At 28.9% G+C, this 22,577-nt stretch carries 21 protein-coding genes; 19 read left to right on the plus strand and 2 right to left on the minus strand.

The genetic code is table 11. The features are described 5' to 3' along the window. The first annotated feature begins 331 nt into the window (after positions 1-331). The gene (locus tag GCL60_RS15975; RefSeq protein WP_153421683.1) at positions 332-1,735 is read left to right on the plus strand and encodes a DEAD/DEAH box helicase; all 1,404 of its coding nucleotides are present in this window, start codon (positions 332-334) and stop codon (positions 1,733-1,735) included. Here GCL60_RS15975 and GCL60_RS15980 read toward each other — a convergent pair whose 3' ends face one another. Together GCL60_RS15980 and GCL60_RS15985 are read right to left on the minus strand one after the other, a co-directional pair. After that, positions 1,736-3,025, minus strand: coding sequence for a YihY/virulence factor BrkB family protein (locus GCL60_RS15980; protein WP_153421684.1), 1,290 nt, complete (start codon positions 3,023-3,025; stop codon positions 1,736-1,738). It abuts the gene before it with no gap. A 37-nt stretch (positions 3,026-3,062) separates the two neighbouring features. Further along, positions 3,063-5,234, minus strand: a complete 2,172-nt coding sequence (locus GCL60_RS15985) for a DUF455 family protein (RefSeq protein WP_153421685.1) — start codon at positions 5,232-5,234, stop codon at positions 3,063-3,065. Positions 5,235-5,398: 164 nt separating this feature from the next. Between GCL60_RS15985 and GCL60_RS15990 the strand changes: the two genes are divergently transcribed. The 18 genes from GCL60_RS15990 to GCL60_RS16075 all read left to right on the plus strand — a co-directional run bounded on the left by GCL60_RS15990 (position 5,399) and on the right by GCL60_RS16075 (position 22,568). Then, entirely contained in the window at positions 5,399-6,145 is a 747-nt protein-coding gene (locus GCL60_RS15990) for a flagellar basal body-associated FliL family protein (protein WP_153421686.1), read from the plus strand. Positions 6,146-6,149: 4 nt separating this feature from the next. Beyond that, entirely contained in the window at positions 6,150-7,130 is a 981-nt protein-coding gene (gene fliM / locus GCL60_RS15995; protein WP_153421687.1) for a flagellar motor switch protein FliM, read from the plus strand. Between the two features lies 1 nt (position 7,131). After that, positions 7,132-7,575 carry a flagellar motor switch protein FliN gene (gene fliN / locus GCL60_RS16000; RefSeq protein WP_153421688.1) on the plus strand — a complete coding sequence of 148 codons (444 nt, stop codon included), beginning with the start codon at positions 7,132-7,134 and terminating at the stop codon, positions 7,573-7,575. Positions 7,576-7,602: 27 nt separating this feature from the next. After that, complete coding sequence (locus GCL60_RS16005) at positions 7,603-8,613, plus strand: flagellar biosynthetic protein FliO (protein ID WP_153421689.1); 1,011 nt, start codon at positions 7,603-7,605, stop codon at positions 8,611-8,613. 30 nt (positions 8,614-8,643) lie between these two features. Beyond that, the gene (gene fliP, locus GCL60_RS16010) at positions 8,644-9,489 is read left to right on the plus strand and encodes a flagellar type III secretion system pore protein FliP (RefSeq protein ID WP_153421690.1); all 846 of its coding nucleotides are present in this window, start codon (positions 8,644-8,646) and stop codon (positions 9,487-9,489) included. 9 nt (positions 9,490-9,498) lie between these two features. Further along, positions 9,499-9,774, plus strand: a complete 276-nt coding sequence (gene fliQ / locus GCL60_RS16015; RefSeq protein ID WP_153421691.1) for a flagellar biosynthesis protein FliQ — start codon at positions 9,499-9,501, stop codon at positions 9,772-9,774. An 11-nt stretch (positions 9,775-9,785) separates the two neighbouring features. After that, entirely contained in the window at positions 9,786-10,604 is an 819-nt protein-coding gene (gene fliR, locus GCL60_RS16020) for a flagellar biosynthetic protein FliR (RefSeq protein ID WP_153421692.1), read from the plus strand. Between the two features lie 18 nt (positions 10,605-10,622). Beyond that, complete coding sequence (locus tag GCL60_RS16025; RefSeq protein WP_153421693.1) at positions 10,623-11,708, plus strand: EscU/YscU/HrcU family type III secretion system export apparatus switch protein; 1,086 nt, start codon at positions 10,623-10,625, stop codon at positions 11,706-11,708. 10 nt (positions 11,709-11,718) lie between these two features. Continuing rightward, a complete protein-coding gene (gene flhA / locus GCL60_RS16030; protein WP_202614054.1) occupies positions 11,719-13,827 on the plus strand; it encodes a flagellar biosynthesis protein FlhA in 2,109 nt (702 codons plus the stop codon). Between the two features lie 34 nt (positions 13,828-13,861). Continuing rightward, complete coding sequence (gene flhF / locus GCL60_RS16035) at positions 13,862-15,271, plus strand: flagellar biosynthesis GTPase FlhF (protein WP_153421694.1); 1,410 nt, start codon at positions 13,862-13,864, stop codon at positions 15,269-15,271. A 28-nt stretch (positions 15,272-15,299) separates the two neighbouring features. Continuing rightward, positions 15,300-16,217: a MinD/ParA family protein gene (locus tag GCL60_RS16040; protein WP_153421695.1), complete on the plus strand. Its 918-nt coding sequence runs from the start codon at positions 15,300-15,302 to the stop codon at positions 16,215-16,217. A 28-nt stretch (positions 16,218-16,245) separates the two neighbouring features. Next, entirely contained in the window at positions 16,246-17,064 is an 819-nt protein-coding gene (locus GCL60_RS16045) for a sigma-70 family RNA polymerase sigma factor (protein WP_202614055.1), read from the plus strand. A 25-nt stretch (positions 17,065-17,089) separates the two neighbouring features. Continuing rightward, positions 17,090-17,494, plus strand: coding sequence for a response regulator (locus tag GCL60_RS16050; RefSeq protein ID WP_153421696.1), 405 nt, complete (start codon positions 17,090-17,092; stop codon positions 17,492-17,494). Positions 17,495-17,546: 52 nt separating this feature from the next. Then, entirely contained in the window at positions 17,547-18,008 is a 462-nt protein-coding gene (locus GCL60_RS16055) for a hypothetical protein (protein ID WP_153421697.1), read from the plus strand. Beyond that, positions 18,009-18,617, plus strand: a complete 609-nt coding sequence (locus GCL60_RS16060) for a hypothetical protein (RefSeq protein WP_153421698.1) — start codon at positions 18,009-18,011, stop codon at positions 18,615-18,617. It begins immediately after the preceding gene. 40 nt (positions 18,618-18,657) lie between these two features. Next, entirely contained in the window at positions 18,658-19,455 is a 798-nt protein-coding gene (locus GCL60_RS16065) for a substrate-binding periplasmic protein (RefSeq protein WP_153421699.1), read from the plus strand. A gap of 139 nt (positions 19,456-19,594) precedes the next feature. Further along, the gene (locus tag GCL60_RS16070; protein WP_153421700.1) at positions 19,595-21,340 is read left to right on the plus strand and encodes a type I restriction-modification system subunit M; all 1,746 of its coding nucleotides are present in this window, start codon (positions 19,595-19,597) and stop codon (positions 21,338-21,340) included. Continuing rightward, positions 21,330-22,568, plus strand: a complete 1,239-nt coding sequence (locus tag GCL60_RS16075; protein WP_153421701.1) for a restriction endonuclease subunit S — start codon at positions 21,330-21,332, stop codon at positions 22,566-22,568. The genes GCL60_RS16070 and GCL60_RS16075 overlap by 11 nt, the downstream gene beginning before the upstream one ends. Positions 22,569-22,577: the final 9 nt, after the last annotated feature.

Here is a 22,577-nt window from a genome sequence, read left to right on the forward strand (position 1 = left end):
GTAGCTCTGCGCAGCCTTTTAATCTTAAATCCCACTTCAATAGAAGTGGGATTTTTTTTTTCGTCTATTTTTCTGCCTTATTCTCTTTCCATCTCTAGGAATTGTTCTAATTTTGAATCATTATTTTATAATTTAGACTGCATTTTTATTTATTTTTAGAAAAACTAAAATAATATTTTCATGAAATGAATATGTATTGACTGATAAATTAACAAAGTATAATGCTTGAGTTAGTTTGGCTGAATTGTTAGCTCTCTCTTTCTTTTTTGAATTTCTAACTTTTTTTAGTCTTTGAACTATGTCTTTAATCCTCATTCAAAAGTAATAAAACATGATAATCCTTGATAGCTATTTAAAAATGTTGAATATAGAACAATTGACTCCAATTCAGAAAAAATGTATTGAACCCATTTTTAATTCACAATCCGTTTTTGCCCTTGCACCAACTGGTTCTGGAAAAACATTAGCATTTGTTTTGCCATTGTTATTAAAAATTGATTCTCAATTAAGAGAGCATCAAACATTAATTTTAGTTCCAACAAGAGAACTTGGAAATCAAATAGCTATTGTTGCTACTAAAGTAGCAAATGCTATTCAATCTATAGATAAAAAAAATATTTTGATTCGTACGGCATTTGGTGGGACTCCAATTGCTTCACAAATTGAAGAGCTATCAAGAAAGCCCCATGTTATTATTGCTACTCCTGGCCGAGCTATTGATTTGCTTGAGAGAGAAGCTATTTCTTTTGATCATTTAAAAAGCTTAGTTCTTGATGAAGCTGATATCATGGTTGGAATGGGTTTTTCCGATCAAGTAGAAGAGATTTGCAACTATCTTCCAATCGAATTACAAGTATGTCTTTTTTCAGCAACTAAAAATGATAAAGTAAGTATGCTTGAAAACTTACTTCTAAAAAATGCAAAATTTATCACAGCAAAATTAGAGAATGAATCTTCTGGTGAAAATCAACTTCAGTCTCCAAATATCAATCACTATTTTTATTTAACTTCCAAAGAAAATAAATATAAAAGTCTGACTGAAATTTTAAAAAACTCAGATCACAAACAAAATCAAAAAGGGATTATTTTTTGCCATACAAGAGAAACATCTCATCAATTGGCAGAATCATTAAAAAAAGATGGATTTAAAGCAGATGCTTTGACAGGTGAACTCGGACAAGTTCATAGAAATAGCATTATGAGAAATTTTAAAACAGGGAATTTAAAATATTTAGTTGCTACAAATATTGCTGCAAGAGGTATTGATATATCTTTGTTACCATTAGTTATTCATTTTGATATTCCTTATACAAATGAAGAATATATCCATAGGTCAGGGCGAACAGGTAGAGCAGGTAATTTTGGATCCTCTGTTGCTTTATGTGAAGATAAAAATTTAAATTACTATTTAAATATGATGAAAGAAATTGGAATATCTTCAAAAAAATATGAGTTTGAAAGCCTTAAGGAACAAAAAGTTCAAAATAGCTTTTCAGAGCAAAAAATGAATTTTGTTAAGTTGTACATTAATAAAGGTAAACAAGATAAAATGCGTCCAGGAGATATTGTGGGTGCTTTTATAAAAGAATTATCGTTTGCTAAAGAAGATGTAGGAAATATCTTTATTTTTGATAACTTTACTCATGTAGAAATTAATGAAGATAAAATTGATATTGTTAAAAAATCTAAATTTAAGATAAAAAATCTTCAAGTCAGAATAACAGAAGCAAAATAATTAAGATTGATTTTTGTTAAATATATCAATTATTTCATGATATTCTGTACTATTAATAAGAATATCATCTAAAATTATATTTTTAAGAAAATCTATGTTCCCTTGATCTTTTGTTATTGCCAAATATGATGGTAAATAATGAGGATTTTTTTGTTCATGATCAGAACTACATATAATATTTTTTTTAATCAGGTAATCTAGCCATATTTCAACATCAATTGGGTTAATATCCGTAACTTTTGTTATATATGACTCTGAAGATGGAATATTTTGATATCGATATAGATTTCTAATTGTTTTATAAATTTTTAAGCAATCTACAATTCCTTTGCTTGGAAAAATATTAAATTTGGAATTTTTTTTGAAAAATAATATTTTTTGAGTAGCAATAGTAAAAGAAGAGCCTGTTAAAATTGTTATCCATATTAAACGTATCCAAACAAAAAATAATACAGCTATAATAGGAACCGAGCCATAAATATGGCTAGGATCAGTTGCTAGGGCTCTTTTTGCAATGTGCACGTTTACAAATTGAAGAATTTCAAATAAAACATTTGCAATAATTCCGCCAAATAATGCAGATTTAAAACTTATTTTTTTGCTTGGAATAGCGTAAAAAATAATTATAAAAAAAACCCATTGAAATAAAATTCCAATTGAAAATCTAAATATTTTAATAGAATGACTGTTTAAAAAAAAATGATCATTTATTTTTGTAAAATTAATAAATGAGTCTGATTTAATGGAAGCTAAGGCAAACAAGAAAGGGGTTATAGTTATGATTAACCAACACTTTGCTAGTCTATTTAATATATTTGATTTGTTTTTGAATTCCATAATTTCATCTATGGTATCTTCAATTTTTAATATTAATAATATTACTGTAAATAAAAATGTTAAAAAAGAAATAACGCCTAATTCTTTTAATTGAAGATTTGAAATAATTGATTGTAAATATGATAATATTTCAGAGCCAGCATGATTTCCAAAATGTTTCGTAATAATAGGTGAAATAACTTCATTTAAAAAATTATTAAAACCATTAAAAGCGTGAATAAATGTAAATATAACCGCAATTAAAGGAACAAGAGATAAAATTGAAATATAAGATAATTGAGCAGATTTTTCTGAAAATTTTGAGTTTTTAAGTATGAAAATAGCTTCTCTAAATATAAGTTCTATTTTTTTTAATAAAATATTTTTATTTAAAATAAATAAAATTTCACGTGAATTTGGTCTTTTAAAAATTTTTCTAATAAATATTTTCATATAATTTAAAAATTTATTCAAATTAAATTCGCCAAATTGAATTTATAAAATTTACAAATCAAATAAGTATCTCTAATTCTGTTTCTTTTGTAAAGTTATTCAGAACATTTTTTCCTACAATAAGAACAGTTAGTACAGAATTTGCTAGAGAAGGATCGTTTGTAAATAAAATACCTTCCCTTATAAGCGGTTTAAAATCATTTGAAAGTTGGATAGGAAATTTTTGTTCTATGAAAGAAGAAAATTCAGAAATAGTTTTAAATTTTTCATTCTTTAGGATATCTATAACTCGAATATGCGCCCAAATTGCAAAAGCTCCTGTTTGAATTCGTTTAGAAACTTCTATAGCAACTCTTCCCATAGTGTATCGAGGGTTTATTTCTGATAAATGTTTTAATCTAAAACCATATTTTGAATTTATATCTTTATATATAAAGGCATCAATTCCATAAGGACCTTCAAATTTAAAGTCACATAAATAATTTGATATTAATAAAGAAGTTTGAAGTAATATTTCTTCGATTCCATTATAAATAGAATATTTATTATACATAAATTTCGCTAGTTCTTTAGAAAGGTCGTCGGTTTTTTTGCCTACAAAAGTTGCTTTATATTGTCCTCTTGAGTCGGTTATAAATCTTGTCATGCCTATAGCAACATGTTTTTTTTCTTCTGAAATTTTTGCTTGGTATGAAAGGTCAACAACTTTATTAAACCAGGGTTCAATAATAATAGAATTTTGTTCCTTTAAAATTTTATTAAGCCAATTGGTTTCAGCCACCGTAAGTTCGTTAGATTTAACTCTAAGCATATTTTGACCAGAGCAGCCATAAGGAGCCTTTAAAACAACTGTATCAATTCCATCTATGGCTAAAAATGTCTCAATATTTAATAACACATCATTTACATTAAATGAGACAGATGGAAAAGTATTTTCTGAAGGCAAAATATCTATTAAATCGGTAAAATTATGTTTAATTTTTTGAATTAATGTTGCTGAAATTTTTTTCGAATAAAGCTCTTTTATATTATTTTCATAAAAATTTTCGTCAAAAATTTCTTTTTGAAAATTACTTTTTATAATAAGTTTATTTTTTAAATTTTTAAGAGCATTTATGCTTTCTGGACTCCAACCCCATGGTGAAATATTACTAATATAATTTTGTAAAATAATATTACTATCAATGTTATTTTTTTTAAATTCAAGCCATTCAGGGATTGTATAACCGCAATCTTGTATCTTTTTTAAAAAAGATACACTAGGTTTTTTAGAAATTAAAATAATATCATCTTTTGAAGCAAAAAATTGCATTAAGCTTGCACAATCATTTTGTAAATTTGCTATTGATTTTGAAGGAGTAAATCCAACTTTTTTTCTTGCAATTTCTTGTTCACATGCAGGGTTGAAGTAATAGATATTTGGTGGACGTCCTTTAGAGGAGGAAAAAACAGATAATTCAGCAATAAATTGATCGGATAATCCTGCCGCTTTTCTTCCTGCCATATCAAAAATAATACCTTTTGCTCTTGCTGGTGTTAAAGGTAGATCTAAAGCGCTTGTATAGGACTTCCATTCAGTATTAGATTGATCTCTCCACCTATTGAACCAAGTTACGCCGTGCTTAACATGGCCAATTTCTTCTAAATAAACAGTCTCAAGAATTTCAGCAGTTTTAAAATCTTTAATTTTATACATGAGATCTCTATAAAATAAAGAATAGTCCAAGTTTGCTTGCTCAAAAGTCAAACTCATTTTTGTAACAAAATCCATAGGTGATTTCATTTGAGATAAACAATTCCAAAAAAAATCATTAACTGGAATTTCACCAAAAGTAACATTTAATTCTTTCATTCTTTTTAAATACAAAGACATGTGTTTTTGTTCTTCAATAATAGTTCTTGCAATACCCATTCTAAAATTTTTTGGTGCTTGTGGAAATAATAATAACACAAGCGCCATTATTTCCATTGCAAGAAGTTCATGATTTGCAAAAAAATGGAGAACATATCCTCTTTGTATTTCATCTTCAATTTGTTCTCTATTAGGAAACGGAATTTTTTTTGAATTTAAATTTTGATTGAATTGAAGAGCTAAAGGCCTTCCAGGAGTTTTAGGTGCAATAATTTCCTTATATGGAATTTCATCAGTGAGTATTTTTGGATCCAAAAGTTTGTCACTAGATATATTTGTACCAAATAAAATTATTTCAGCGAATTCCTTTAATTCCATATCTTAAATCCTTTTTAACAGGCAGATATTGCATATTCTGGAAAAGATTGCCGATAGTTTATGCGACATAAAGAACAAACCTGCTTAGTATTTTTATGGCAAACTTACATAAAGAAGGCAATAAAAAATTCACTCTTTTATAATTAAAAGTTTAGGAATTAAGTATGGCTGATAAAGAAGAAAAAAAAGCAGATGCAAAAAAAGAAGAAAAACCTAAAGATCCTAATGAAAAAGTAGAGAAAAAGAGTCGATTGGTTCTTTTTGCTGGCATTGGGGGCGTTCTTCTTGTTGCTCTTGGAGTTGGCGGCTTTTTTGTTTTTAAAACGATTTCAGGAAAAAAAAATGTTCAGTTAGCTGCTCAAGGAGCTACTGCTGACCCACATGCAGACGACCATGGTAAAAAGGACGAAAAAAAAGAAGAAAAAAAAGATGAAAAAAAAGATGCTCATGGGGATAAAAAGGACGAAAAAAAAGATGATAAAAAAGATGAAAAGAAGGATGACCACGGGAAAAAAGATGAAGGAAAAAAAGACGACCCTAATAAAAAAGATGAAGGAAAAAAAGACGATCCAAATGCAAAAAAAGAAGAACCTAAGGGAACAGCAAATTTTGGTGATACTTTCACGGTTCCGAAAATGGATTTAAATTTAGGAAATTCTATTGAAAATAGATTTATAAGAATTGCAATTGCAATTGAATATAGGGGTGGCGAAAATCAAGGGTTTGAACTTAAAAAAAGAGAAGCACAAATTAAAGATATAGTTATATCTTCTGTTACTAGCAAAACTCGACTCACTTTAATTTCAGAAAATGGAAAAGAAAACTTAAGAAGAGAAATTTTAAACAGAATTAATGAAGTAACTGATAGACCAATTCAAAATGTCTATTTTACTGAATTTTTTGTGGAGTAAATAAATGGATCAGGTATTAAGTCAGAATGAAGTCGACGCCTTATTGAATGCCGTTTCGGATGGTCGTGTGGAAGGCCCCGAAGGTGGCGGTAAAGGTGATGCTTCTGGAATAGTTCATTATGATCTTGCAAATCAAGATAGAATTATTCGCGGTAGAATGCCAACACTAGATATTATTCATGACCGTTTTATTCGTCTTTTTCGAATTTCTTTATCTGCTGCATTAAGAAAGGTAGCAAATATAGGCGTAAATAGCTCTGGTCCAATTAAATTTGGTGAATTTATGAATTCACTTCCTCTACCAAGCTGTTTAAATATTTTAAGAATTGAACCGTTAAGAGGTTCAGCTGTAATGGTGATTGAAAGTAAACTTCTATACGCACTTGTAGATAGTTTATTTGGTGGTTCTGATGTTCCTTATACAAAAATTGAAGGAAAAGATTTTACTCAAATTGAAATTAAAGTAGCAAGACGTATTGTTATGTCAGCGGTAGACGATCTTGAAAAAGCATGGGCCCCTGTTTTTCCACTTAGAATTACATATTCTAGAACAGAAATTAATCCACAATTTGTTGCTATTGTTCCTCCAAGTGATGTTGTTATTTCTACTGCATTTGATGTTGAGCTCGAAAAAATGAGTGGCTCCATTAAATTAGTGTTTCCTTATTCTACACTTGAACCAATTAAGTCAAAATTAAGCGTTGGATTTCAAAATGAGCAATTAGAGGTTGATCATATTTGGATTAATAGAATTAAAACTCAATTAATGGGGACTAGTGTTAACTTAATTTGCAACATGGGTCATTGCTGGATAAATCTACGTGACCTAATGGAATTAAATAAAGGAGATGTCCTTATATTGGATAGAGATGCAGACAAAGCTTTAGATATTGTAGTTGAAGGAATTCATAAATTTAGAGGAGTTCCAGGTATAATTAGAGGAAATAAAGCAATTAAAATAACAGAAATAATTGGAGATTATTAATATGGCTGATTTGAATGAAGGGTTTAGACCGGAAGATTTTGGATTGGAACCTGGAGAAGAAGGTGGTGGAGGAGAGGCTGCTCCAGAAGAATCTCCGTCACCCCCAGCAGCGTCAGGTGGCGGAGGTGGCGCCCCTTCAGCAAAAGAAGATGACACATTAAAAAATATTGATTTATCCAGAATGAAAATGGTTTTAGATGTTCCACTTAAGGTAACGGTCGAATTAGGGAGAACAAAACTTCTTGTTAATGACTTACTTCAATTAGGGCAAGGTTCTGTTATTGAGCTTGATAAAATGGCGGGTGAACCTATGGAAATATATGTAAACGATAAGCTAGTTGCAATGGGAGAAGTCGTTGTTGTTAATGAAAAATTCGGAGTTCGATTGACAGATGTTATGAGTGGAGTTGGAATGGACGAAAATCACTCAGGTGAAAGTGTTTAATATATAAAATTCATAAAGGAATTTTTTATGCTTAGCAAGTCATTGTTTTTCGGGTTGGTAAATATATTTTTTATTTTCAGTTCAACTTATGCTCAAGATAATTTTGATAATAGTGTTCCACCAATTCAATATCCTGAGAAAAAAAATGATGAAATGCAATTTAGAAAAGATATAAAAAATTCTTTTTATAAAAATGACGATGTTATATTAAATAATAATAATCAAGAAAAAAATAATATTATTAATAGAAATATAAAAGATACAAATAAAGATGTTTCAAATGATATAAATAATCAAGCTTCATTTGAAGAATTAATGGGTCAAACAATATCAAAGAAAAAAGTAGAAAATAAAAAGACTTTAAATTTAAGCAATAAAGATATTGAGGCACAAGGAAGACCTTCTGAGCTTTGGAAAGTTTTTTTAATATCTACAATTTTTGTCTCAATTATTGGTTTCTTAGGGTATTTATTAACTAAATTCAGAAAAAGAGGAATGTTTTCTATTTCTAAGTCAGAAAAAATGATGGATATTATTTCGACATTATCCATTTCTCCGAAAAGGCAAGTCATGATATTGCGAATTCGAGATCAAGAAATAGTTGTTTCAAATACAGAGACAGGAATTAATTTTTTAACTGAAATAAGCGGCGGTTATTCAAATAAAACTCTTCAGGAAAAAAAACAATTACAAATTAGTGATAAATTTTTAATGCCTAAAAATGAAAAGTCTATTTTAGACAAAGTTGAAAATCAAAATTCATCATCGGAAAAAAATGTTGAAAAAAAATCGGATATATTATTAAAAGCATTAAAAAGTATTAATTCAAATAATTTAAATCAAAAGAAAAATAATAATACTGAACAAGCTTCATCAACTACGCAAAATAAATCTGAAGGCTTTCCTAAATATTTAGCGAATCAATTTGAAAATGAGAGTAAGAAAGAAATTAAAAAGAAAGATGATGATGGCGACAGTGTTGAAAATGTAACTAATTTAATAAGAGAAAAACTTCGCTCCATGAAGCCACTTAACTAATTTTTGTAACTCTTATTTACAGGAGATGGTATGAGAAGTCTTTTCTATCTGAAAATAATACTCATATCAATTTTATTTTTTAGTTTAAATGTTTATGCTCAAAAAGAAAATGTTAACACTCAAAATAATTCTAATAAAATAGACAAAAACTGGCAAAAAGAAAATGCAAATGTACAAAATAAAATAAATTTAAATCAAAATCAAATGCCTATATTTTCAGTAAATATTGCAAATGGAGAAAATCAAGATGATTTTGTCCCTGCATTAAAAGTTTTAGCTATATTAACGTTACTAACTTTTGGTCCAGCAATTTTACTATTAATGAGTTCTTTTACAAGAATACTCATTGTTCTTTCTTTTCTTAGGCAGGCATTAGGAACTCCAACTATGCCTCCAAATCAAATTTTAATAGCTCTTTCATTATTTCTTACTTATTTTGTTATGTCTCCAACAATAACAAAAATTTATGATTCAGCTATAGTACCTTATATGCAGAAAGATATTACAACTCAACAAGCTTTAGATGTAGGACAAAAACCATTACATGATTTTATGATGCTTCAAGTTAAAACGGATGATTTAAAATTATTTTACCAAATGAGTAAATTAGATAGACCATCAACTAAAGAAGATGTCCCAATGAGAATTCTTGTTCCTTCTTTTGTAATAAGCGAATTAAAAACTGCATTTCAAATTGGTTTTTTAGTTTATTTACCATTTATTGTTATAGATATGATTGTAAGTAGCGTATTAATGGCAATGGGTATGATGATGTTACCTCCAACAGTAGTTAGTTTGCCTTTAAAACTTATTTTATTTGTTGTTGTAGATGGATGGAGTTTATTGGCTGGTTCGCTGATAAAAAGTTTTAATTAAGGATAAATTATGACAAATCAACAAGTAGTTGATGTTATTTTATCAGTTTTATACATAACAGTAGAAGTTTCATTACCTTTATTAGGTGTGGCAATGATTATCGGTCTATTAGTAAGTATTTTTCAAGCAGCTACACAAATTAATGAATCAACACTCAGCTTTTTACCAAAAATTGCAGCAATGATACTTGTTTTGATCGTTTTATCTCCATGGATGTTAAGAAAGTTGAATGATTATACACATAGAGTTTATGATAAAATACCTGAATACGCTAGACAAAAGTAACGGAATAAAAAATGGATATTCTTTCAGTTATTCAATTAGATCCCAAAACTTGGCCTTTAGCAGTAATGGCTTTTTTAAGAATAACTACGATGTTTTTTTTCTTACCCATATTTGGAGAACAAGCTGTTCCAGCAAGATTGAGAATTGTTCTTGGTTTAGCATTTACTTTTTTTGTTTATCCCATTGTATCTGAAAGGATATTTCAAAGTGAAATGCTTTTGCAATGGAGTGGTTTAACTTTAATTTTAGCTTCATTAAGAGAAGTTTTTTTTGGTTTTGCTGTAGGTTATTCTGCAAAATTAGTTATTGCAGCAGTTTCAATTGCAGCACATACTGTGGGAATAAATATGGGATTTCAAGTTGCTTCAATGTTTAGCCCTGGAGCAAGTGAGCATGAATCTTCTTTTGCTGTTATGAAGAACTGGTTTGCAATTATTTTAATTTTAACATTAAATATTCATCATGTATTTATAGAAGGTTTATATAAATCATTTCTTATTGTGCCAATTGGACCTACTGCTAATGCTTCTGCCTTGGCAAAAGTAGCTTTAAATATTGCTCATGAAGCTTTTGTCTTAGGATTAAGACTTGCTGCTCCTTTAATGTCTGTTCAAATTTTAATAAATATTTCTTTAGGCTTATTAAATAGAGCGTTACCTTCTTTAAATGTATTTATTATTAGTTTTCCCATAAGTTTTATTATTGCAATGGTTGTTTTATTTTTAACAATAACTTCATATCTAAGTGTATTAGGAAATTATGGAATGCAAAAAGAAGTTGCCTGGTTTGAATCTATGCGAAGAGTTTTTGTACCAACGAATTCTCCATAAATTGTGAGTTAGAACATAATGGAAAATAGAGAAGATAAAGATTTTCAAGACAAAACAGAAGATGCAACAGAGGAAAAGCGTTCTCAATTTAGAGAAGAAGGAAATATTGCAAATCCAAGAGAAGTTGTAGCTTGTGTTACTTTGATTATTTTTACAACTTATTTTTATTATTCAATTAATGATCTTTTAAGTTGCTTTAGATTAGTTTTTCAAAGATCTTGGCAAGGTTTTCCTGCTTATTTTGTAGATTATTCAAGTTTAGTAAAAGTAGTTTATTATTCTATAACACCAATATTGCCTCACTTATTATTTATAATTTTTATATGCTCTGTTTTTCCATCTCTCTTTGGGTTATTAATAACTCGGTTTAATTGGTCATGGAAAAAAATTATTTTTGACATAAATAGAATAAATCCTATTTCAGGATTTGGAAGATTATTTAGCTCATCATTTATTTTTGAAACATTAAAGATATTACTTAAATGTTCTATATTGACAATTTTAATTTATTTTATTTTAAAATCAGAAATTTCAAATTCAAGTGAAGACTATTTTTTTAATAATATAGATTTTATGAAAGAGCTTGGAAAATCAATTTTTCATTTATTATATATTATGTGTATTGCAGGGGTATTTATTGGTGTTTCTGATTTTTCATATAATTTTTGGAAAATAAATAATGATATGAAAATGACGAAACAAGAATTAAAAGATGAAGTAAAAAAACATGAAGGGGATCCTTTATTAAAATCCCAAAGAAAAAGAATGGCAAGAGATCTTGTCATGAGAAAAAGTTTAAAAGATGTTCCTAAAGCTACCTTTGTTTTAACAAATCCAGAGCATTTTTCCGTTGCTATTCGTTATATTAAAGGAATGCATGCACCAATTGTTGTCGCTAAAGGGCAAGATCTCATTGCTTTTAAAATAAGAGAAATAGCAAAACAGAATGACATTATGATTGTAGAAAATAAGCCATTGGCAAGAACACTCTATAAAACTGTAAAAGTGGGACAGGAAGTTCCCCAGACACTTTATCAATCAATCATAGAAGTAATTAAATATATTTATCAAATGCGTGGAAAAAAATATTTTGAAAGATTTTGAGGAATAATTTATGGCCAAAGCCCAGACATCAATGTCTGAAAGTGGAATATTAAAATCACCAGGATTTTTATCAAGAAGTCCTGATATTGTAATGGCAGGAATTATCATTGGAACAATTTTAATGATGATTTTTCCTTTGCCATCCTTCTTTATAGATTTTTTATTGGCAATAAGTATTTCAATTGCTCTTATTATTTTAATGGTCAGCATTTATATTACAAAGCCATTAGAATTTGGTGTATTTCCTACTTTGTTACTTATTTCAACCTTATTTCGATTATCTCTTAATGTGGCAACAACAAGAAATATTCTTTTGCAAGGAGCAGAAGGAGATGTTGCAAATCTTGTAGTTGCATTTGGAAAAGTGGTTGTTGGAGGTAACTTTGTTGTTGGTTTTGTCATATTTGTAATTTTAATGGTGATTAATTTTATTGTTATTACTAAGGGTGCTGGACGCGTTGCCGAAGTTGCTGCACGATTTACATTAGATGCGATGCCAGGAAAACAAATGGCAATTGATGCGGAATTAAATGCTGGTCATATTAATGCAGATGAAGCAAAAAGAAGAAGAAAAGCAGTTGAAAAAGAAGCTGATTTTTATGGTGCTATGGATGGTGCGAGTAAGTTTGTCCGCGGTGACGCCATTGCTGGAATAATTATAACAATTGTAAATATTATTGTTGGTTTTGCTATTGGTGTTTTGATGCATGGGTTAAGTCCATCGGACTCGGCATCTAAATTTACATTATTTGCTGTTGGTGATGGTTTAATTAGTGCAATTCCAGCTCTAATGATTTCTACTGCTGCTGGTATTATCGTAACAAGAGCAACAAGTGAAGGAAATTTAGGTTCTGAGGTTTTAAATCAAATTCGTATTCACCCAAAAGCATTTTATATTGCAGCAGGGTTGATTTTTTTCTTAGCTATTATTCCAGGTTTTCCAAAAATTCCTTTCTTTATTTTGTCATCCCTTTTGGTTTTTCTTGGAAGAATGTCATCTCAATGGATTTCTAATAGAAAACAAGTTGATGAAAGTTTAAAAGATGCGGATGAACGTAAAAAAGATGAAAAAGAAAATAATAGTTTAGATAATTTAATGAAAATAGATATGCTTGCGATTGAAGTTGGACATGGATTAGTTCCTTTAATTGATCCTGCACAAGATGGTGAAATTGTAGATCGAATTCAAGGTATTCGAAAACAATTTGCACAAGAAATGGGAATTATTATTCCACAAGTTCAATTGCGAGATAATTTGCAATTAGAGCCTGGAGGATTTCAAATATTACTTAAAGGTAACAAAATAGCATCAGGAAACTTAATGGTTGATTATTTTTTAGCTATGGATCCTGGTGGAGTTGAATTACCAATTGCAGGAGAGATTACGAAAGATCCTGTATATGGCCTTCCTGCTATTTGGGTTCATAAGAGAGACAAAGATGAAGCTGTATTTAGAGGTTATACAGTTGTAAATTGTTCGACTGTAATTGCAACTAACATTACTAAAGTATTAAAGGAACATGCTGCCGAATTAATTACAAGGCAAGATATGCAATATCTTATTGATAAACTAAAAGAGTCAAATCCTAAAGTTGTAGATGAAGTTATGCAATCTGATCGATTATCTTTAGGAGAAGTAGTTAAGATCATGCAAAACCTGCTTCGTGAAGATGTGTCGGTAAGAGACATTCTTTCCCTATTTGAGTGCATAGCAGATCACTGTAGAATAATTAAAAATCCTGATGTTCTTTCTGAAATGTGCCGTAAAAGTTTAGGAAGAAATATTATACAAAAGTATATGAATGAAAAGGATGAAATTGTGGTCGTTACTTTTGATAGATTAATTGAAGATATTTTATCTGGTGGATTAGTAACAACAGAAAATGGAACTAGTTACTTAAATTTAGATGCAAAAAATGCACAAGATATATTGCAAAAATTATTAAGAGGAATTCAAATTTTTGATAAAGAAGGAACGCAACCTATTTTATTAATTAGTGCAAGAATGAGGCAGGCATTTCAAAAGCTTGTATCAAGATATATTCCACAGTTGGTTGTTCTGTCTTTTGATGAAATACCTCATGATGTAAATATTAAAAATTTGGAATTAATTACTTGAGTTGTATTGAATAATTGTTTTTGAAGGATCTAAAATGGAAATTAGAAGATTTGAATCATTTTCCTTACAAGATGCTATAAAACTTGTGAAGCTTGAGCTTGGAAGAGATGCGGTTATTCTTTCTACAAAAGAAAAAGAAGTATATTCAGAAGAATTAGAAAAAAATTGTAGAATTTATGAAGTAACAGCAACACCAAGTGCTACAATGCATGGTAAAGTAATTAATCCAAAATCGGCAGCAAATCTTCCGAAAGTAGATTTTCCAAAAATAAAATCAAAGAATGAAACTACTGTAGTAAAAGGTGATTCTGGTAAATATAGAAATTCTTTAATAACCCCAACTTTATCTAATTTAAATCCAGAAACAAGAAATATGGCCCGTTCTTTAGCAAATGCTTTAAATAAAGAACCAGCTAAAGATCGTTTACTTGCAAAAGAAGTTGTTAAAAATAATTCTTATCAGGATTCACAAGATTCTTCAGCAGAAGATATGAATCTGTTAAAGTCAGAAATTACGAAAGTAAGAAAAGAACTTGAATCTCTGCCTCAAATGGATATCACAGAGCAAATGCAAGAGATTAAAGTTTTATTACATGATATAATGAGAGAAAAGTATAAACAATCATCAGAAAGTGCGAATTCTAATATTACCGATATTGGAATAAGGCTTAGAAGTGCAGGTGTTTCAGAAGGATTTATAAATCAACTTACGACTTGGCTTATTAGTTTGGATGATCCTAAAACCAAAGAAGAGCTTATAAATTCAACAGAAAAAACCAAAGATTTTTATTTAAGCTCTGCAATTAAATTTATTTTTAAATATTTAAAAGTAACAGGACCATTTAGAATTGATCAAAACAGAAAAAAAGTAATTTGTTTTGTTGGCCCAACAGGAGTAGGTAAAACAACAACTTTAGCAAAAGTTGCAGCCAAATTGAAAATTAATGATGGAAAATCTGTTGAGATGATTTCAATGGATTCTTTTAGAATTGCAGCTTCAGATCAATTAAGAGTTTACTCTAAAATTTTAGATTGTCCTTTTGCAGATGTTTCAGATAAAAATGAATTATTAAATTATATTACTAAACATAATAATTATGACTATATTCTTATTGATACTGCAGGTAGAAGCACTCGTTTTTCAGAACAAATGGAGTCTTTAAAAAGATTATCAGAAGCGCCTTTGCCTATAGAATTTCATTTAGTCCTCTCTTGTACAATGAAGCAAAGAGATATTGATGAAACAATTAAAGGATTCAAATTTTTATCTCCATCTAGCTTAATTTTCACTAAGCTAGATGAATCATGGGCTTTTGGTGAAATATTAAATAGCAGTATTCAAAATAAAATTCCTTTAAGTTACTTTACCACGGGACAAAGAGTCCCTGAGGATATTGAAATAGCTTCTAAAGAAAGAGTTGTTGAAAGACTTTTAAAGCTCTAAATAATTTATTTTATTTTTGGGGGATAATGTGTTTGATCAAGCCTCAAGTTTAAGAGAATTAATGAGAAATGTGCAAAAAGATAATACCTTAATAGCACCGAATATAAAATTCCAACCTAAAATACCAACGGTACTTGCAATTTCTGGTGGAAAAGGCGGTGTTGGAAAAACTTTGACCACGGCAAATCTAGGGCTATGCATGGCTCGAATGGGAATGAGAACATTACTAATTGATGGAGATTTTGGGCTAGCAAATTTAGATGTTGTTTTAAATTTAAGACCACAATTTACATTAGATGATGTTCTTTGTGGAGAAAGACATCTTAAAGATATTATTATGACAGGGGCAGAAGGGGTAAGAATTATTCCTTCTTCTAGTGGGGTTATGAGGGTTCCTGAATTAGATAAATTGCAAAAACTAATGCTGTTAGATCAAATAGAATCCTTGGATGAAGAGTTTGATGTTGTATTAATAGATACTCCAGCAGGAGTTTCAAAAAATGTTCAATATTGGACATCTTCATCTGCAGAAGTCATTATGGTGGTAACGCCTGAGCCAACAAGTTTAGCAGATTGTTATGCAAGCATTAAAATTCTCTCTCAAACAACTGCTGAAAATTCGTTTAAACTGATTGTAAATATGGTTAAAAACGATATAGAAGCAAAAAAAATCTATGATAAAATATCTACACTTTCAGATGAATATTTACAAGTTAGAGTTGAATATCTTGGGTATATTCCGTTTGATGAATCCGTAAGAAATTCAGTTAGAGAAAGGACTCCTTATGTTCAAAGATATCCTTTTTCGGCTGCATCTCAAGGATTAAGAGATATTTCGAGACAGATTATTACACAAGGAACTGTCGGGCAACTTAAAGGAACAATGCAGTTTTTTTGGAGAAAAATGGTTGCTGCAAATTCACCAGATATCATTGGATATAAATAAATCCGTTTTATGATTTGTTGGAGGAACAATGGGATTTTCAGGCGCTGCACAAAAAAAATTAGAACTAGAAGATTCAGATACAAAGCAGAAGCAAAAGAGAGTTCCACAAAACCAAACTCGAGCTGTTCCTTTAACGAGCGATCCAATGCGGAACCAAATTATAATGGATTATGCTCCTTTAATTAAATATATTGCCCAAAAAATTGCTGCAAGATTACCATCAAATATTGATTTGGATGATTTATTTTCAGCGGGTGTTATAGGATTGATGGATGCCATTGATAAATACGATCCAAGTAGAGATAATAAATTTAAAACTTATGCCGAATTTCGTGTGCGTGGAGCAATGCTTGATGAGTTAAGAAATCAAGACTGGGTTCCAAGAAGTGTAAGAGAAAGTAACAAAAAAGAAGATAAAGCAAAATTAGAATTAGAGCATAAATATGGAAGACCAGCTACGGAAAGAGAGGTTGCTGATTTTTTAGAAGTGCCTCTAGAAGAATACCAAGAGCGTATGGGACGGACTCGTGTTTCGATGATGAGTTTAGAAGAATTGGGAGGAACTCACTCAAGTGACAAAAAATCTCTACTTGATTGCTTAGAAAATCCGAATTCAAAAAACCCTTTTATGCAGTTGAAAAACAAGGGAGTCCGCGATATTATTATGAAAACAGTTGAAGAATTGCCAGAGAAACAAAAATTAGTTTTGAGTCTTTATTATTATGAGGACTTAAATTTAAAAGAAATTGGCCGAATATTAGATGTAACAGAATCCCGAGTTTCTCAGCTTCATACTCAGGCTGTGCAGAAAATGAAGTTAAAGTTGAGGCATCTTTTGCAAGAATAGTGTTTAGTTATGAAGGAGTTTTTTAATGGGAAAGTATAAACCTATAAACAAAGATTCTCTTATTTTAGTTGTGGATGACTTTCCAACTATGAGAAAAATTGTAAAAAGTGTTCTTAAGCAACTAGGTTATCAAAATATTGTTGAAGCAGAAGATGGGCAACTAGCTTTAAATACTCTAGCAATAAATCCTGCTATTGAGTTTATTGTTAGTGACTGGAATATGCCAAATATGACGGGCATTGAGCTTTTAAAGACAGTTAGGGCTCATAAAGACGAACGTATCAAAGGTCTTCCATTTCTTATGGTAACAGCCGAAGCAGATAAAGATAACATTGTAGAAGCAGTAAAAAGTGGTGTCAGTAATTATATAGTGAAACCATTTAATGCAGCGACAATGAAAGAAAAAATTGATAAAATATTTGTAAAGTAACTAAATTTAATTTTGATTCTTTTTATCATATCTAAATGGGGTCTTCCAAATTATGCAAAAAAACCTCACGATTGATGATATTGAGGAAATTAGTCAAGCCGGTGCTAGTGCTGTTCCTTTACCTACTCCTTTTGATTTAAAATTAATCACAAAAAAAATTCCTATAAAATATTGTGAATATAAAATATCAAATTTAGCAGATAAAATGTTTGTTTCCGAAAGTATTGGTATTTCCTCTAAAGGAATACTTTTTCAATCTCTATCTGAATTTAAAAAAGGAACACTATTAAGAATTTGGGTTGAAATTCCAGATTATTGGTCAAGAAAATCGAGAGTTGTTGAATATAAGCATACAGAAGCACCAACTTATTTCCAAGTTTTATCTCGTGTTTTGAGTTCCGAAGAAATTTTAAAAAGAGGAACAAAATTTCAAATTCTTTGTGAAAATCTTACTCTTGACTCTGTAGATGAAACAATTTTAGAGGATTATTTAAATAGCAATGGAGTAAAATAAATGAACTACATTGCATTGCTTTTATGTATAGGTTTTGTACTTTTTATCTTTCAAACACTATTCTTTTTTTTATGCTTAAAATGGTTAAAAAGTGGAAAGACAAAACGAGACAAAGAGTTTGCCATTCTTGATGCAGAAAGAGGGCAATTAATTGAAATACAATCCGCATTAACTCATGAAGTTAGTCAAGCAAAAAAACTAGCAAGTGACACTTTAAACAAACTTATGGTTATTGGTTCTGAAGCTCATGCAGAATGGGAAGATGTAACAAAAAAAATCAATAGCGTTTTAATAGAAGTAGATAAACACTCTGAAATTATTCTTGAAGCAAATATTTCTAATTTAAATATGAGGAGTATGGCTCTTGAAAAAATTATGAAAGACGCAGAAATTTTAAATGAGAAATTATTGATTTCATCTAAAAAAGCTCAAAAAATATTAAAATTATTTGATTCTTCAGTTCCTCCTGAAGAAATTTTTAAAGAAATTCAAAATGAAAAATACTTAGATGCTAAAAAATTATTGCTTGAAGGTGTTGAAGCAAGTGAAGTTGTAAAAAGATTAGGCATGAGTATGACCGAAGTTTTATTACTTTCATCATATATATAATAAAATAAATTCTATTTTTATATTTATGGGATAATATTTAATGAATTTTAATTCTTTTTTTAAGAAGATTCTTATTTTAAAATTATTGCAACTATCATTTAGCGTTTATGCTGATAATAAAGAAATTAAGTTAGTCACTTTAGAATGGGAGCCCTATGTAGGGCCAAATTTAAAGAAACAGGGATTTGTTTCAGAATTAATACGAACTGCTTTAAAGAAGGAAGGTTATACGTTAAAGCTAGAATTTATGCCTTGGGCAAGAGCTTTAGAGCAAGCAGAAAAGTCAATAGATGGTGTCGATGGAATTATGCCAAAATATTATGATAAATCCATTTTAGATAAATTCATTTATTCAGACTCTTTTTTTGAAAGTACAGACGGATTTTATATTAAAAAAAGCGATAAAAATAAGATTAATTATAAATATTATAAAAATGATTTAAATAAAACCTATGATCTTCTAAAAATTTTTAAATTTGGAATTTGTCGTGGGTATAAAAATGAAGATATTTTTGATTCAAGAAATGATTTAGTTAAAATTGATTCTACTTCTGATGAGTTAAACTTAATAAATTTAGTGTTAGGAAAAGTTGATCTTGTTTTCACAGATAAAAGTGTAGCAAAATTTCATATCAGAAATAATCAAACACTTGTTGATAATTTGAACAATCTAGAGTTTCTTGAGCCTGAGATAGCAAAACATCAATTATTTATTGCATTTTCAAAAAAATCAAAAGATATTGAGTTAAAAGTAAAAGCCTTTAATAAAGGTTTAAAATCTCTTATTAAAGAAGGTAAAATAAAAATTTTGAAAAAAGATTTTGATGATTTCAAATAATATTTTCTATTTATGTAATTTTAATCCTCTGAAATTTTAATAAAATAACAATATATGAGTTTATTGATGCAATTATAAATTCTATTTGGTATAAAAAAATTGGTATCAAACAAATGGATGCTATTTTTGAAGGTCAAATATGAATAAAGTGATTCAAGATGAAATAAATGCTATTTTATGGAATGCTTGCGACACGTTTCGTGGAGTTGTTGATGCAGGCGAGTATAAAAACTATGTATTAACAATGCTTTTTATAAAATATATATCCGATACCTTTGATGAAAAATATGAAGAATATAAAAAAAAATTTGCTGGCAATGAAATAAAAATTAAAAATGCATTGGAAAAAGAAAAGTTTATTTTACCAAAAGGTTGTCATTTTAAAGATATATATGAGCAAAAAGAAGAAAAAAATATCGGTGAAATTATAGATATAGCTCTTAATAAGATAGAAACAGCAAACAAAGAAAAATTAGACAATGTTTTTAGAAATATAAGTTTTAATTCAGAATCAAATTTAGGAAAAGCGAAAGATAGAAATATACGTATAAAGCTTTTTCTAAATGATTTTAATAGTCCAAAATTAAATTTACGACCTTCATGTATTGGAAAACTTGATATTATTGGAAATGCATATGAATATTTAATCGAAAAATTTGCCGCTGGGGCAGGGAAAAAAGCAGGTGAGTTCTATACACCAACAGAAGTCTCTCAGCTTCTCGCTGAAATTATAAATCCACAAAAAGGTCACAAAATATATGACCCCACTTGTGGTTCTGGTTCATTACTAATTCGTTGTGCAGAAAAGCTGACTAAAAAACGGATAAGTGATTTTCAAATTTATGGTCAGGAAATTACAGCAGCAACATGGGCCCTAGCTAAAATGAATATGTTTCTGCATTGTTTAGAAAGTGCTGTCATTGAAAATGGGGATACCATTCGGAGTCCTCTTTTTTTAGATGGTGATAAGTTAATGAAGTTCGATATTGTTATAGCCAATCCTCCTTTTAGTTTAGATAAATGGGGTATTGAAGAAGCTAAAAATGATCCATTTCAAAGGTTTCATTATGGCATTCCTCCTCAAAGTTATGGAGAACTTGCTTTTGTACAACATATGATAGCATCACTTAATGAAACAGGGCGTTCTGCAGTGGTATTACCAAATGGTGTTTTATTTCGAGGTTCTTCTGAGCAGAAAATTAGAGAAAAGATTATTTATGATGATTTGCTTGAAGCAGTTATTGGATTGCCTGCAAATCTTTTTTATGGAACTAGTATTCCTGCAACTATTATTGTATTAAACAAAAAAAAACAAAAAGAAAGAATGAAAAAAGTTCTTTTTATAAATGCTGATTTAGAGTACCAAGAAGGAAAAAATCAAAATAAATTAAGACCGCAAGATATATGTCATATTTTAAATAACTTTAAAAAATTTAAGACAGAAGCATTATACAGTCATAAAGAAAAGTATTATTCACGAGTCGTTGATATTTATGAAATTAAAGAAAATAATTTTAATTTAAATATTCGTCGTTATGCAGACAATACACCTCCTCCTGAAATTTATGATGTAAAGGCTATTTTATTTGGAGGAATTCCTAAACGCGAAGTTTATGATGGATACAATCAAGAAATATTAAATAATATGAATTTAAAGCTTATTTTTGAAGAAAAAGATGAAGAATATTTTATTTTTAAAAGTGAGATTGATTGTAAAGAGAAAATTCGTGAATTCATTAATGATGATATCGACTTTAAAACATTAGCTTTAATTGAAAGATGGTGGGATAAATACAAGTTGTCTTTAAGAGATCTAGAGAAAGAAATTGAAAATGAGGGAATATTGCTAAAGTCATTTCTTAAGGAATTAGACTATGAGCACTGAATTCACTGAATGGAAAGAATATTTTATCTATCAAGTTGGTAAAGTTGTAACAGGTTACACTCCCTCAAAACATAATCTTGATTGCAAGGGTAATATTCCCTTTATTTCACCTTCAGATATAAATGGAAATAAGAATATAAAATCTTCTGCTAGATCAATTTCTGAATTAGCTTTACATAAAAACAGGGAAATTCCAAAAAATAGTGTATTGGTCACTTGCATTGGTAGTATAGGTAAAGTTTCTATAACTAATAAAAGATCAGCTACAAATCAGCAAATTAATTCAATAATATGTAATGATGGGTTTTATCATGAATATATTTACTATTCTGTATTAAATATAAGTAATTATTTAGTAAAAATTTCTAATATAACAACGCTTCCAATAATTAATAAAACTGATTTTGAAAATCTTAAATTAACATTACCAAATTTTTCAGATCAAAAAAAAATCTCAAAAATATTAAGTTCTGTAGATTTAATGATAGAACTAATTGAACAAAAAATAGAAAAACTTGAAATTTTAAAAAAAGGAATCATGTTTGATCTTTTAACGAAAGGAATAGGGCATACTAATTTTAAAGATAGTCCAATCTTAAGTATACCTGAAGAATGGAGTATAAAGCGTTTAAAAGATATTTCTATTAAACTAATAGATGGTGATAGAGGGCATCATTATCCAAGCCAGGAAGAACTTAAAAAGAATGGTCACTGCTTATTTTTAAATGCAACAAATGTTACTAAATCTGGGTTTAATTTCAAGAATTTTGAGTATATAAGCAAAGTCAAAGATTCTCTTTTAAGCAAAGGAAAAATAAGACTAAATGATATTGTAATTACGACAAGAGGTACTGTTGGTAATATAGCTTTTTATTCTAATAAAATTGGCTTAAAAAATATGAGAATTAATTCAGGAATGGTAATAATAAGGTCTGATGATAAAGAATTAATTAATGAATTTTTGTATCATTCTCTTCAATCATTTTATTTTGAATTTAATTATAAAAAATTTGCATCTGGTTCTGCACAACCTCAATTACCAATAAAAGATCTTGAAAATTTTATGGTGCCAATACCTCAAATGAGTGAGCAATTAAAAATTATAAAAATTGCTAATAAAATTTCAAATAAAATTTTATTAGCAAATGTTTTGCTTGATAAATATCAAAATCTTAAAAAAGCTTTAATGCAAGATCTTTTGATGGGTAAATCAGGAATAAAATTTTAAAAATATAAA

This window comes from Silvanigrella paludirubra, from assembly GCF_009208775.1.
Taxonomy (GTDB): Bacteria; Bdellovibrionota_B; Oligoflexia; order Silvanigrellales; family Silvanigrellaceae; genus Silvanigrella; species Silvanigrella paludirubra.